The sequence below is a fragment of the Flectobacillus longus genome, from assembly GCF_030056705.1.
GTDB lineage: Bacteria > Bacteroidota > Bacteroidia > Cytophagales > Spirosomataceae > Flectobacillus > Flectobacillus longus.
Genome location: NZ_JASHIC010000037.1, coordinates 1 through 15364, shown reverse-complemented (window position 1 = coordinate 15364; position 15364 = coordinate 1). Strand labels below are relative to the sequence as shown.

Below are 15364 nucleotides of genomic sequence, written 5' to 3'. Positions count from 1 at the left end.
AAATCAAGCAAAATGTGCTAATCCAATTTTCGGACATAAACTTACTTTACACCGTCAAAAGACACACCTCTTCTCAAGAGGATAATATTCTATCTTAAAACAATCATATTTTACTCTATGAAAAGAAATAATTACCTTATTATTCAGTGGCAAAGTTTTCCGTTGATGAAATTGTGTTTAATGATGTTTGCGATTCTTTTAAGCTATACTATTCAGGCACAAAATATCAAAGGAAAAATATCAGCTGAAGACGGAAAACCAGTAGCAGGAGCTACCATAAAAGTAAAAGGAAGTAATGTCGGAACGGTAGCAAACAATGATGGAGAATATAGCCTGTCTAACGTAGCCAAAAACACGGTTCTTGTTGTTTCAAGTATTGGTTATTTACCTGCCGAAATCAATATTGGTACTAGAACATTTGTAGAGATTGTACTAAATGCCGATACCCGTGAACTTGGAGAGGTAATTGTAGTGGGGTATGGTACTCAAAAGAAAAGAGATATTACTGGAGCAGTGGTTTCTGTATCTGAGAAAACCCTCAAAGAAGTACCTGCGCCCAACTTGCTTAATTCATTAAAAGGTAGAGCGGCTGGGGTATCAATTGTGAGCAATGGCTCTACGCCGGGTAGTCAGGCATCGATTCGTGTTCGTGGTAACCGTTCATTAACAACGGGTAGTGGTGATGGACTTGATGGTCCATTAGTAGTGGTAGATGGAATCCCATTTGGAGGATTAAACGATATTAACCCCGATGATATTTCGAATATTGAAATTTTGAAAGACGCTTCAGCAACGGCCATTTATGGCTCACGTGGAGCAGGTGGCGTAATCTTAGTAACTACCAAAAGAGGTAAAGTTGGAAAGCCAATATTTAGTTATGACGGATATCACGGAGTAACAAGTATGATGGGTAAATACAACGTAATGAATGGCGAGCAGTATGCCAAATTCAAAGACTTGTCAGCAGCGTATAACACACAAGGAGCAGGTACAACAGCATATCCTTTAACAGAGGAAGAAAAGGCAAATTTGGCTGCTGGGGTATCTACCGATTGGCAGAGCTTATTATACAAGCCTGGCTTCAATACTAGCCATCAGCTTGGCCTACAAGGAGGCGTTGAAAATACGCAGTATGGTATGGGTATCGGTTATTTTAATGAAACAGGTATTATGCCAAATCAAAATTTTGACCGTATGACGATTCGTGCAACAATAGACCAAAAAATAGGAAAGCATGTAAAAATCGGCTTAAATACCATCAATACCTTGACACACCGTAACGACCCAGCGGGTGGTGGTATACCAACAGAGCTTGTTCGTCTTTCGCCTTTGGTGTTGCCGTATAATGCTGATGGTTCAGTAAATTTAAACCCTAAAAAAGGAACGATTGAATCTCAGGCAGTGAGCCCATTAACACTTATCTCTCGCGGAGCAGATATCCTTTCTAACGAGCGTTCATTAAGAACTTTCAATAGCTTATATGCAGAAGTAAACATTTTAGATGGACTTAAATATCGCTTTAATGCTGGTTTGAACTTTAGTCAATCGCATTTCAATGGTTATGCTCCACCAAATACCTTTGTCAATACAGGAACTGATCAAAGTGTATCAAGTGCCGATATTAGAAATACAGAGTATTGGGATGTGAACTTCCAAAATTTATTATACTATGATAAAGTATTTGCTCAAAAACACAAAGTTAGTTTGACAGCTTTATATGAAATCACTAAAAATCATAGTTTAGGTTCAAACTTTAATGTAAAAGGAGTACCTGCGGATTATATCAAAACAGCCAACTTCGCTTTAGCGTCTGGAACGATCACTGCCAATGCTTCTAGTGGAAACTTTTTCTCGGAAACTGGTTTGGTATCTTACATGGCACGTTTGAATTATACATTCAACAATAAATATACGATGACTGCTACATTCCGTAGAGATGGGTCGTCAACATTATCGCCAGGTAATCAATACTTTAACTATCCTGCAATTGGCTTTAGCTGGAATATTATTGATGAACCTTTTATGCAAAAACTTCCTACAGTTTCAAACCTGAAATTGAGAGGGGGATGGGGTATTTCAGGAAACCGTAACGTAGATCCTTATGCGACTTTAGGTGCACTTTCGGCAGGTTATTATAACTTCGGTACTACTACAGCGGGTCAAGCTCTTGCGTATACAGTAACTAGTTTGCCAGCAAGTAATTTGGGATGGCAGTCTACAGCACAATGGGATTTTGGTTTAGAAATCGGTTTGTTTAACAACCGTGTTACTGGTTCATTTGATGTGTACAAACAAAGTACGAAAGACATTTTGCTTTCAGTAAACCTCCCTCAAAGTAATGGTGCAGGTTCGGCGCTCAAAAACCTTGGAAAAACAGAGGGCAGTGGTTTTGAATCATCTGTAACAATTGATGTAATCAGAAGTAAAAGCGGATTTAACTGGAGTACAGATTTAACTTACTTCTTTAACCGTGAAAAAATCACTCAGCTAACAACACCTACTGAGTTAGACAATAAAGGTAACTATTGGTTTGTTGGACAGCCACTTACAGTTATTTATGATTATAACAAAATTGGTATTTGGCAACAGTCAGATAAAGACAATGGTACTTTAGCAAAGCAAACATCACCTGTACAGGTACCTGGTGAAATCCGAGTAGAAGATGTTGATGGTAATGGCAAAATTGATGCAAATGACCGTAAAGTTATCGGAAACTTCCAACCTGCTTGGGAAGGAGGCTTTACCAATAGAGTGAGTTACAAAAACTTCGATTTGTCGATTGTGACTTATGCTCGTATGGGTATGAAAGTATTAGTACCTTATTTAGCAGGAACATCTGGTGGTGGTTCAGGATTTGGCTTCCTCAACCAAGGTCGCTCTAACCAATTAATGATGGATTACTGGACAACCGACAACCCAACTAATGCGTTCCCAAGACCAAATGCTGGTGGTGGTGTAAGAGATTTTACTTCTACAACACAGTATCAAGATGGTTCATTTATCAAAGTACGAAGCATCAACGTAGGATATACACTTCCTTCAAAAATGCTAGGCAAATTAGGCTTTAGTTCTGCTCGCGTGTACATCAATGCAACAAACCCGCTTATTCTTTATTCGCCTCTAGTAAGAGACAAACTGGCTATTGACCCTGAAGGAAACGGTTATGGTAACACCATCCAAGGAGGTAATTTCAACCGCGTGATTAGTGTAAACCTTAATAACCCTCCTGTACGTCAGTTCACTTTAGGTGTTAATCTCAAATTTTAATAATCGGAAAAATGAAAAAAATAAAAATATCAATACTTGCTTGTACTCTATTTTTAAGTTTTGGTTGTGAAAATATACTAGAAGAAAAACCTCAATCGCAGATTGTGCCTTCCTATTTCAATAGCCCCGCAGGTGTATTGGGGGGTATTGCAGGTGTTTACAACGAAATCCGAAACCAATGGGGTACAGAAGGCTTCTCTTCCGAAATGCAAGCAGGAACAGACGAGTTTGTACAAGGAGCTAGTAGCGGTGGCGGCCCTATACATACCTTTAATGGTTTGAATGGTACAAACTTTGGTTCGGCATGGGGAACAGCCTTTACTTGTGTGAATACCATCAACGGGGTATTAAAGTTTGGTCAGAGTATTGACCTTCCTGAAGCTACCAAAAAGCAATATTTGGCACAAGCAAAATTCTTGCGTGCTTTCTGGTATTTCTATCTGGTTCAAACTTGGGGCGATGTACCTTTACATACAGAGTTTATTACAGTACCTTCTCAAGCAGCTAAAAGAGACCCTGCGTTGGAAGTTTACAAACTTATAATCAAAGACTTGACAGAGGCTGCTGCTGATTTGCCAGATAAGCCAACAGCTCCTTTCTTGGGTAAAGCAGCCACAAAACCTGTTGCACAATTTTTCTTAGCCAAAGCTTATCTAACTCGTGGCTGGTTGACGAATTCACAAACAGATTATGCTGAAGCAGCAAGAATATCGAGTGATATTATTGCCAACAAGGCAAATTATGGATTGGACTTATGGCAAGATTTTGGCGATGCTTTTGTACCTGCCAATGACTACGGAAAAGAAACTATGTTTGTAAGTGACCACTCAAACGATGCAAAATTTGGCTACTACTCTGTAGGCGGCGGTGCTAGTGGTGGCGGTGGACAAAACCTAACGCCTTGGTTTACTAACTGGAACTACCCAAATAACAGTGGGGTCAATTCAACCGTAAATGCTAGTGGGGTATTAGTAAACTCAGGTACTTCATTGATGGTACGTGATTCATATTATGGTCGTCCTTACCAACGTCTTCGTCCAAATAGTGTAAAACAAACCTCTAGTGAAGTAGCTGGCAAAAATTATTTCCTTGACCAAGCTTTTGTGAAAAGAGACATAGATTCAAGATTTGCAAATACTTTCTACACAGTGTATATCGCAAATCAATCTATTACAAACACAGCTACGTCAGCCAACAACAAAAGAGGTATTACTTACACCACTCAGGTTGGGGTAGATACTGCTGTTTGGCTACCTGATTTTGAAGTGGCAGGGGCACCACAATTTTATGGAACAAGACCATTCAAAGGGCTCATTATTCCACCAAGTCTCTGGAAATCAGACGTATATCCAGCTATTAAAAAACACATGGATCCTAGTCGTGGTAGTAATTTCAATGACCCTTCTACTCGTCCTGTAGTAATTACACGATTTGCTGAGGTATATCTTATCGGTGCTGAAGCATATCTTCAGGCAGGAGACAAAGCTAAGGCTGCCGAGTTGTTGAATGTACTTCGTCAAAGAGCAGCTTATCGCAAAACAAATACGCCAGCACAAAATACAGCCGCTGCTGCTGCGATGTTGATTAAAGAATCTGACGTAACAATTGATTTCATTTTGGACGAAAGAAGCCGTGAGCTATTCGGAGAATGGATGAGATACCAAGATTTGGTTCGTACAAAATCTTTGGTAAGACGTATCAAGCTATGGAACAATGAGGCTAGTCCTTATGTAAAAGACTTCCATGTACTCAGACCTATTCCTCAGTCCGAAATTGACCGTACTGTAGAAGGACCTCCATTTACTCAGAACCCAGGATACTAATAAGTAATGAAGTGGGAGTGTTGAGTTTTGAGAAATTAAATATCTGATAGACAGGTATTAACCCAAAAAACTCTTCACTCTTTGCTTTATATTAATGATTTTAGGCTATAAGCTCTGAGTAATGGGCAAAATGTTTGAGAAAAACCTGTTTAACTTTTAGCTCATTGTATAAAGCCCATAGTGGGTAAAACTGAGCATAATCAGTATGTAAATCTCTGATAATTAAATTTTTACAGTCATAATTTACAATCCTTAATTCTGCATAAGAAAAGATAAAAGCCTTATAACTTTTTAAGTTTTTCTATACAGGAGTTTTTGAAAGAGCAACCAATACGTTTGTTTGAACATTGGTTGTTCTTTTTTAATTATTTGTGCTATATAATTTTTATGTATTAGTCTACTTTCACGGTGTAAAAAAGTAAAATAATCTCTCAATTTTCATTAAAAACTTACAGCATGAATTATTACAAAATATCATTCTCCTTATCTCGCATATTTTTATTGAGTGCATTTACATTTACCATCAATTTATCTTTTGCACAGAAAACAGCTATTTCTTTGAAATCAGCTTATCAAGATGATTTTTTAATTGGTACAGCCTTGGGAACAGAGCATATTCTGGAAAAAAATGAAAAAGCCAATGCCTTAATTAAGAGAGAATTCAATGCGATTACTCCTGAAAATATCATGAAGGCTCAGGTTATTCATCCTGCGCCCAATCGGTATAATTTTACACTAGCAGATAAATACGTAGAATATGGGCAAAAAAATCAAATGTATGTGGTTGGGCATACACTTGTTTGGCATTCTCAACTACCACCATTTGTTTTTAAGATTAGTAATCCTGACTCTTTACGTATATTTATGACCGAACATATCAATACCGTAGCAGGACGATATGCGGGCAAAATCAATAGCTGGGATGTAGTCAATGAGGCCCTAAACGAGGATGGCTCCCTTCGCAAATCTGTATTTCTGAATAAATTAGGAGAAGGATATATCAAAGAAGCCTTTCTTTTGGCAGCCAAAGCAGACCCCAAAGCCGCATTATACTACAATGATTATAACATAGAACAGCCTGCCAAAAGAAAGGGAGCTATAGAGCTTATCAAAAAATTACAGGCGAGTGGCGTCAAAATTGATGGAGTTGGAATACAAGGACATTGGAGTATCAATACCCTCAATTTAAAGGATATCGAAGATTCTATCCTAGAATTTTCTGCACTGGGTATCAAAATAGCCTTTACAGAATTGGATCTGACAGTTTTACCTAATCCTTGGGATTTGCAAGGAGCGGATGTAAATCAGCGGTTTGAAGAAAAACCAGAGATGAACCCCTACAAGGACGCTTTGCCCGATTCGGTACAAACAGTTTTAGCTAATCGGTACACTGACCTTTTCAAGCTTTTTCTAAAACATAAAGATAAAATCAGTAGAATAACCTTTTGGGGCGTAGACGACAATCACTCATGGTTGAATGGCTTTCCTATTCGAAACCGAACTAATTATCCTTTGTTATTTGATAGATTGTTAGAACCTAAAAAAGCCTATCAGGCAGTCTTAAATCTCAAAATAGCAAAATAAGGCAAACAAGGATAGAAGTTCACTGATTTTGAAGTATTTAGTCATAGATAAATACTTCAAACAATCTCAAAATAATTATGAAAAGAATTTATATAGCCTTTTTACTATTGATGTCTAACATTGGTTTTTCTCAAGAAAAATCAACGCTAACATTATGGTACAAACAGCCTTCAGGAAATACTTGGGAAAATGCCTTGCCCATTGGAAATGGTTTTTTGGGAGCAATGGTCTATGGCAATGTTGCAAAAGAAACGATACAGCTCAATGAACATACCGTTTGGAGTGGTAGTCCCAATCGCAATGATAATCCTGATGCTTTAGCTGCCTTACCAATAGTCAGAAAATTGATTTTTGAAGGAAAATACAAGGAAGCAGAAAAGCTGACCAATCAGTCGATTGTTACCAAAAAATCGCATGGACAAATGTTTCAGCCTGTGGGCAATTTGCATTTGACGTTTGAGGGACATCAACAATTTACTAATTATCGTCGTGAACTAGATATTGAAAAAGCGGTAGCCACTACAACTTACTCAGTGGGAGGGGTGACCTACACTCGTGAATCCTTCGTCTCTTTTCCTGATAGAGTGATTGTAGTAAGATTAACAGCCGATAAGGCGAATAGTCTTTCATTTACAACTACATATTCGTCGCCCCATGCTAAGAAAAGTGTTGCTACTACACCTAGCAAAGAGCTTACCTTAGCTGCTACAACAACAGACCATGAAGGAATAAAAGGCTTAGTTCGGCTTAAAGGAATTACTAAAGTAAAGATTGATGGCGGTGTAATGAATACCACAGATACGTCGATTGTCGTAAAAAATGCCAATACTGCTACTATTTTTATTTCGATTGCCACCAATTTCAACAAATATGATGATATCAGTGGCGATGAAAATAAAAGGGCTTCTGAATACTTGAATAAAGCTTTTTCAAAAACTTATCCAGAGATTTTAAAAGGACATATTTCTGCTTATCAACGTTATTTTAATCGAGTAAAATTAGATTTGGGTACAACTGATGCGGTAAAATTGCCAACCGACGAGCGTTTGAAAAATTTTAATAAAAACTATGACCCACATTTTGTTACGCTATATTACCAGTACGGGAGATATTTGTTGATTTCTTCTTCACAACCTGGCGGACAACCAGCTAATTTACAAGGTATTTGGAACAATAAATTGTACCCTGCTTGGGATAGTAAGTACACTATCAATATCAATACAGAAATGAATTATTGGCCTGCCGAAAAAACCAATCTTTCAGAATTGCATGAACCATTACTCAAATTGATAAAAGAATTGTCGGAAACAGGCAAAGAAACCGCCAAAGTCATGTATGGTGCTCGTGGCTGGATGGCTCACCATAATACCGATATTTGGCGAATCAACGGTCCTGTTGATGGAGCATTTTGGGGTGTTTGGAATGCTGGTGGTGGCTGGCTCAGTCAGCACCTTTGGGAACATTATTTGTACAATGGCGATAAAAAATACTTAGCTTCGGTATATCCAATTTTGAAAGGAGCCGCGACTTTTTATGTTGATTTTTTGGTAGAACATCCCAAATACCACTGGTTGGTGGTAGCTCCTGCAAACTCGCCTGAAAACGCTCCTGCTGCACACGAAGGCTCTTCCATCGATGCAGGTACAACGATGGATAATCAAATTGTATATGATGTATTTAGCACAACTATCAGAGCTGCCGAAGCACTTGGCAATGATCTTGCCTTTGTAGATTCCCTCAAACAAATACGTAGTAAATTAGCTCCCATGCACATTGGCAAGCACAACCAATTACAAGAGTGGCTCGACGACGTAGACGACCCCAACGACCATCATCGCCATATTTCTCATTTGTATGGCTTGTTTCCTTCTAATCAAATATCGGCTTACCGAACACCAGAGCTATTTGCGGCTGCCCAAAATACATTAATTCAACGTAGTGATGTTTCGACAGGATGGAGCATGGGCTGGAAAGTAAACTGGTGGGCAAAAATGCAAAATGGGAATCATGCCTATAAATTAATTCAAAATCAGCTCACACCATTGGGCGTAAATACCGAAGGAGGTGGAACTTATAACAACTTATTCGATGCACATCCACCATTTCAGATTGATGGTAATTTTGGTTGTACTTCGGGCATTACCGAAATGTTGATGCAAAGTGCCGAAGATGTCATACATTTATTGCCAGCGCTACCAGATGTTTGGACTGAAGGCTCTATTCGTGGACTACGTGCCAAAGGCGGTTTCGAAATCGTAGAAATGCAATGGAAAAATGCAAGATTGGTCAAATTGATAATCAAGTCTAATCTAGGTGGAAACTTACGTTTACGATTACCAAACGCCTTAAAGTTAAGTTCAGGGCTTACATTGAAAAAAGCTTTGGGGGAAAATTCTAATTCGTTTTATCAAATGGAGGAGATACCCAAGCCCATCATTGCCGAGCAATCTAGTATTCAAGCACTTGAATTAAAGAAAACAGAACTTTTTGACGTAGCAACACAAAAAGGCAAAGTTTATACTTTTTTAGTAAAATAAATTTTAGCATACATATTTTATAGACATGAAAATAAAAGCATTCATTTTAGTACTTACTTATTTGTTCTCAGTTGGTGTTTCAAAAGCACAGAAAACTACTTTAGTAAATCCCATTCTGACAGGTTTTTATCCTGACCCAAGTATCGTGAAAGTAGGGTCAGATTATTATTCTGTTCATTCTACTTTCTCCTATTTCCCAGGTTTGCCCATCATGCACAGCCGTGATTTAAAAAATTGGAAACAAATAGGAAATGTCATCAACCGTCCGTCCCAAATGGATTTCATGGGCGAGCGTATGAGTCGTGGGCTTTTTGCACCTGCTATTACTTATTACAAAGGCATTTACTACGTTACTTGTACCGATATTGACCATGATGGCAACTTTGTAGTGACCGCCACCAACCCTGCTGGGCCTTATAGCAATCCCATAAAATTGCCAGAAGTAAGAGGCATCGACCCATCCATTTATTTTGACGAAGCAACCGACAAAGCCTATATCGTTTACAATAGCGATGCTCCTGACAACAAACCGCTCTATTCAGGTCATAGAACCATCAGAATGTATGAGTTTGATTACAAAAACTTGAAAGTGGTAGGCGAGCAAAAGCTATTAGTGAATGGTGGTGTAGATATTTCCAAAAAGCCCGTTTGGATAGAAGGTCCGCACGTTATGAAACGCAATGATTGGTATATTTTGTATTGTGCAGAAGGTGGAACCTCGGTCAATCACTCACAAGTCGCATTGCGTAGCAAAGATATTTGGGGACCGTATGTACCCTTTGAAGGAAATCCTGTACTAACGCAAAGAGAACTACCAGCCGACCGCCCCAATCCAATTACCTCGGCAGGACACGCTCAATTTATAGAAGGACCAGATGGAAACTGGTATTCGATATTCTTGGCAGTCCGTCCTTACGAAGGCGATTATTACAATACAGGTCGTGAAATGTTTATTGCTCCGCTCACTTGGGTAAACGATTGGCCGATGATTGAACATGGCGAAAAAGCCATCGAATACAAATACGAAACCAATATTAAAGAAGTAAAACAAAAAGATGCTTTGCCTCAAAATGGCAATTTTTCTTATACGATGAAATTCGATAAAGGGCTTGACCTTTCGATGATGCACTTGCGAACAGTTGATAGCAGTTCGTTCAAAACATCTAAAAATGGATTGACATTAAAATTGAAACCTGAAACTATTTCAGAACTCGGAAATCCTTCATTTGTAGGCAAACGCCAGCAACATTTAACCAGTTTGGCAGAAACAGAACTTGTTTTTTCTCCAAAATCTGAAAAAGAAAAGGCTGGTTTGGTGATTTATCAAGACGAAAGTCATTATTACTTTTTAGCAAAATCTATTAAAGACGGTAAAACTCAAGTAGAATTATATAAAAGTGTTCACCGCAAAAAAGACGTCGAATTGATTAATACGCTACCTGTTGGCAATGGGAAATTAGTACTGAAAATAGCTACCAAAGGAGATAAATGTGATTTTGCTATCTCAGAAAATGGTAAAGACTTCAAAGCACTAGCCGAAAATCAAGATGGCAAACACCTTTCTACCAAATTTTCAGGAGGCTTTGTAGGCTGTGTATATGCAATGTATGCAACTTCTCATGGCGAAAAATCAGATAATAACGCCACATTTAAGTATTTGAAATACGAAGGTAACGATTCTGTACTGAAATAAAGAATACAAAACTATCTGATAATGATAAAGATATTTTCATTCCTCATCCAATTGATACTTAGTCAAAATACTTACGATCGTGGTTCTTGGGCGAGCTGTATTTCAGTACAACCAGACACCGTAAATAGCTATAAAAGCACCAGTAATAGCTATAAAAACATAAGCCGAATTGGTTTAAATGAGTTTATGGATATGGACTTTAGACTTATCGGATATTTTCCCAAAAAAGAACAGTGGAATCAGATTTCTGAGCAAATCAAGAATATTCCGATAGATTCTTTAAGGTATGTAGATTCTTTAGATGTTAGCCAATTGGGAGATAGTTTGTATGTGAAGGTTTATACGCAAAATTATGCCTATCAGAGTAAGAATGTATATACCATTGCCAAAGACGCAAAAAACTTGACAGATTCATTGAAGATTTATAATATTTATATTGACTTAGTAATGAAAGATTTCATACATGATTCGGAAACTTTTCGGACTAAGGATTATACGCTAAACTATGTCTATAAAGAAAACATAGATAAAATCGACAGGAGGATTATATTCCATAAAATTTACCATTGATTCCCTGCTGGTTTTAGTAATTAGTACGATTTCTATTTATTGAATAATTTTTATAAAATATTGTAAATCAGCCAAATGAAAAAACATTTTATACAAAAATGAAAGAGAAGATTCTTGTTATTGCCCTTTTTATCAGCAGCTATGCAGTGAATGCTCAGCAAATTATACCTTTATATGATAGCGCAGTTCCAAATGCTAAAGCTACAAGCAGAAAAGAAATTAATGAAAATGGGGTGTACAGGGATGTAATTACCCCTACGCTAGAATATATCAAACCCGAAAAGCCAAACGGTACTTCGGTCATTGTAATTGCAGGGGGTGGATATGGTGTAATTGTTTATAATGGAGAAGGCTTGAATACCGCCAAAGCATTGGCAGAAAAAGGCATATCTGCATTTGTGTTGAAATACAGATTACCCAACGATGATATCATGATTGATAAAAAAATTGGGGCTTTACAAGATGCTCAGCAAGCCATCAAGATTGTACGTGAAAATGCTGATAAATTTGGGATTGATAAAAACAAAATAGGCATCATGGGCTTTTCGGCAGGAGGGCACTTGGCAAGTACTGCCGCTACGCATTTTGAAAAATCGTATATCGAAAATCCTAAAGGAACTAGCCTTCGACCAGATTTTCAGATATTGGTCTATCCCGTCATTACTATGAAAGAAGGGCTTACACACATAGGCTCACGTGATAATTTGATTGGAAAAAATCCCTCTATGACGGATATTGAGGCATTTTCGAACGAATTACAAATCAAAGCCAATACGCCACCTACTTATCTTACCCATACCGCCGACGATAAACTTGTCGATGTTGATAACAGTATTTCCTATTTCGAAAACCTTCGAAAAAATAAAGTTGAGGTCGAAATGCACATTTACCCCAAAGGCGATCACGGATTTATTTTCAGACATAAAGGCTGGATGGAACCTCTTTTTGATTGGTTAAAGCGTAATAATTGGCTATAATAAATCTAGTATTTTGGCGCACAAATCACACATATACACCTGTTTATCAAAAATTTAAACCTATTATATTCCGAATATTCTTTTTCAAAATAAACCTAAAATTAACAATGAAAAGTAAAGTTTTATTTCTTTTACTCAGCGTATCAACCTGTGGTATTACTTTCGCTCAAAATCAGCAAAGTGCTATTATTGAGGACTTTAAGCCATCTCCACTCAACCAGCCACAACAGGAATATCCGATGGTAAATTCGCAAGGCTATGCCCGTTTCAAAATTATTGCCCCTGCTGCTGATAGCGTTCGGGTAAGCTTAGGACTTGGTGGCAGAGGTGGTACAAAATTAGAAAAAGTCAATGATGGCAGTTGGATGGGAACAACCGAAGGACCAATGGATGAAGGTTTTCATTATTATAATGTAAAAATCGACGGAGGAAAATTTAATGACCCTGGCGCTATGAATTACTACGGCTCAATCCGTTGGGAAAGTGGTATCGAAATTCCGGCCCATGACCAAGATTTTTATGCCCTCAAAAACGTACCACATGGACATGTACAACAAGTATTGTTTCCATCGTCAAGTACCAATACTTCTCGCAGAGCCTTTGTTTACACGCCACCCGGCTACGAAATTAGCAAAGACAAATACCCAGTACTGTATTTACAACATGGCTGGGGCGAAGACGAAACCGCTTGGATGAACCAAGGTCATGCCAATTTAATTATGGATAACCTGATTGCAGAAGGAAAAATCAAGCCTTTCATCATTGTTAATACCTATGGAATGACCAATGAAGTAAAATTTGGAAAAATAAGAGAATTTAAAATAGAGCCTTTCCAAACGGTATTGATAGATGAATTGATACCTTACGTAGATACTCATTTCAGAACCATTGCTAAACAATCGCACCGTGCTATGGCTGGGCTAAGTATGGGCGGTATGGAAACAAAAACTATTACCTTGAATAAGCCAGAAGTATTTTCGTATTATGCACTTTTGAGTGGCGGTACTTACGCACCAACCGACATCAAAGATAAATCGAAAGTGAAACTTATTTTCTTGAGTTGCGGTAGCAGAGAAAGACCAGAGGGCGTAAATAGTGCAGTGACCGCCTTGAAGGAAGCCAATCTTAATGCGGTTTCATATATTTCCGAAAAAACAGGTCATGAATTCCAAACATGGCGCAGAAGTTTACGTGAATTAGCACCATTGTTGTTTAAATAAAACATTCTATATTATTTTGATTTAGGCATCGTCTACTATGTTATTTAATAGTAGACGATGCCTATTCTTGTCTATACCTATTTATTCTATATGATAGGCAAACAATGCTTACACACTATCTTAAAACCCTCCATTTCGGGTACAATCAAGTAGCAACAAATAATTTAAACTTATACAAATAAATAATATTAATAATACTTGTACCTTTTATTAAAGTCTATTTTAAGAATTAATATTAAGTAAAAGGTATAAATCGGGCTATTTTATCATAGTGTAATGTCTTACACTTCATTTTTGTTCTTTTGTGAAAATTGATGAATTATAAGAAAAAAATATAGATATAACGTCAGAATGGTACTTCCACAAAAAAAAAGGTTAAGACTTTGGAAGAACGATTTCAATTTTACGCTCTTCAATATTTCGTCTGATTGGTAAAAACGCTATCTGAGAAGCTGGCGAGTATAGCTTTGCTACCGATCTTTCTATGGTATTCGTTGTTATGTTATTAATAGCAAAACCCTTTATGTCGTATTTAGGCTAAAGTAATCCTATTTTTTTAAGATTAAATATGAATGTGCCTCAAGGTTCACAGAAGTACCCAAACTTACTTTTTCTCCACTAAGTGCGTTTTGCCAATTCAATTTGTATTGGTTAAACCTAATGGTAATTCATTCAATATCTTAGCATTTCGAACATTTACTAAAATGAGTACTTCTTCTGTGCCATATTTCTTTATTAAACACAACTACATCTTTAGCATTAAAAGCCTCAAGTCTTCCTCTTTTGATGGCATTGCTACTATTTCTAAATGCCATCAAACTTTTATATTCTGCCAAGATTGTTGGATTCATCGACCAGTCAATTTTAGTGATATTGTTACTAAAAAATGGAATTTTTCCTGCATAACCAATTTCTTGTCCATTATAAATAAGCGGTACACCTCCCATTGTTGTCGGCTTCCCATTTTTAGTACAGTTTAAAAATATACATAATCAGTCTGCTTTGATTATGTTTTTAACCCTTCTTGGGCTTCGTTCCGCTACGCTACACTCAGCCCAAGAAGGGTGTTTTGTTTTTTCATTCTATAATCTACTGGGCTCATACCACCTAAAGAGACATGTGGGCGAACGAAATTATAATCCCTTAGCCATAGATCTGTTTCTTGGCGAACTTCCTCCAAAGAATCAAACACATAAGCATCTAATACATGTCTGCGGTAAGTTTGGTTGAATCGCTCAATGTAGGCATTTTGCGTTGGTTTCCCTGGTTGAATGTAGTGAAATACAATGTCATTCATCTGACTCCATTCTTGCGCTAGTTTTGCTACAAATTCTGGTCCATTATCCATTCGAATCTTAGTGGGCTTGCCATATTTGTTCACCAAATGGCGAAGAATATAAATCACCCTACTACTCTTAAGCGAGTAGTCTGTCTCTATGAAAAGTACTTCTCGATTGTAATCATCTATCACGTTAAAGCTTCGGAATGAACGCCCATTACTCAAAACATCACTCATGAAATCTATGCTCCAAGTTTGAGTAAAGCTCTGGGGAACTTCTAAGGGCTCTTTTACCCTAGCCACAAGACGTTTTTTAGCCTTTCTACGAATAGAAAGTCCCATCTGAACATACACCCGATGCACTCGCTTATGATTGAAATGATGACCCGCATTGCGCATACGGTAGTAAAACTT

9 protein-coding genes and 1 pseudogene are annotated in these 15364 nt (G+C 37.6%); 8 read left to right on the top strand and 2 right to left on the bottom strand.

Annotated features, from left to right (window positions below; all coding sequences use genetic code 11):
* Nucleotides 1-117: 117 nt before the first annotated feature.
* From QM491_RS22950 to QM491_RS22915, 8 genes are all read left to right on the top strand, one after another.
* Complete coding sequence (locus QM491_RS22950; RefSeq protein WP_283329867.1) at nucleotides 118-3267, top strand: SusC/RagA family TonB-linked outer membrane protein; 3150 nt, start codon at nucleotides 118-120, stop codon at nucleotides 3265-3267.
* A gap of 11 nt (nucleotides 3268-3278) precedes the next feature.
* Nucleotides 3279-5090, top strand: a complete 1812-nt coding sequence (locus QM491_RS22945) for a RagB/SusD family nutrient uptake outer membrane protein (protein ID WP_283329866.1) — start codon at nucleotides 3279-3281, stop codon at nucleotides 5088-5090.
* A gap of 456 nt (nucleotides 5091-5546) precedes the next feature.
* Entirely contained in the window at nucleotides 5547-6674 is a 1128-nt protein-coding gene (locus tag QM491_RS22940; RefSeq protein ID WP_283329865.1) for an endo-1,4-beta-xylanase, read from the top strand.
* Nucleotides 6675-6751: 77 nt separating this feature from the next.
* Nucleotides 6752-9211 (top strand): glycoside hydrolase family 95 protein, encoded by a 2460-nt coding sequence (locus tag QM491_RS22935; RefSeq protein WP_283329864.1) that lies wholly within the window; start codon nucleotides 6752-6754, stop codon nucleotides 9209-9211.
* A 25-nt stretch (nucleotides 9212-9236) separates the two neighbouring features.
* A complete protein-coding gene (locus QM491_RS22930) occupies nucleotides 9237-10904 on the top strand; it encodes a glycoside hydrolase family 43 protein (RefSeq protein ID WP_283329863.1) in 1668 nt (555 codons plus the stop codon).
* A 21-nt stretch (nucleotides 10905-10925) separates the two neighbouring features.
* Nucleotides 10926-11474, top strand: coding sequence for a hypothetical protein (locus QM491_RS22925; protein ID WP_283329862.1), 549 nt, complete (start codon nucleotides 10926-10928; stop codon nucleotides 11472-11474).
* A 98-nt stretch (nucleotides 11475-11572) separates the two neighbouring features.
* Nucleotides 11573-12451, top strand: a complete 879-nt coding sequence (locus QM491_RS22920; protein WP_283329861.1) for an alpha/beta hydrolase — start codon at nucleotides 11573-11575, stop codon at nucleotides 12449-12451.
* Between the two features lie 107 nt (nucleotides 12452-12558).
* A complete protein-coding gene (locus QM491_RS22915) occupies nucleotides 12559-13671 on the top strand; it encodes an alpha/beta hydrolase-fold protein (RefSeq protein WP_283329860.1) in 1113 nt (370 codons plus the stop codon).
* 680 nt (nucleotides 13672-14351) lie between these two features.
* On the opposite strand, the gene QM491_RS22910 is transcribed toward QM491_RS22915, so the two are convergent.
* Together QM491_RS22910 and QM491_RS22905 are read right to left on the bottom strand one after the other, a co-directional pair.
* Entirely contained in the window at nucleotides 14352-14618 is a 267-nt protein-coding gene (locus QM491_RS22910) for a hypothetical protein (RefSeq protein WP_283329859.1), read from the bottom strand.
* A gap of 137 nt (nucleotides 14619-14755) precedes the next feature.
* Nucleotides 14756-15364, bottom strand: a pseudogene (locus tag QM491_RS22905) (IS3 family transposase); the annotation flags it as partial.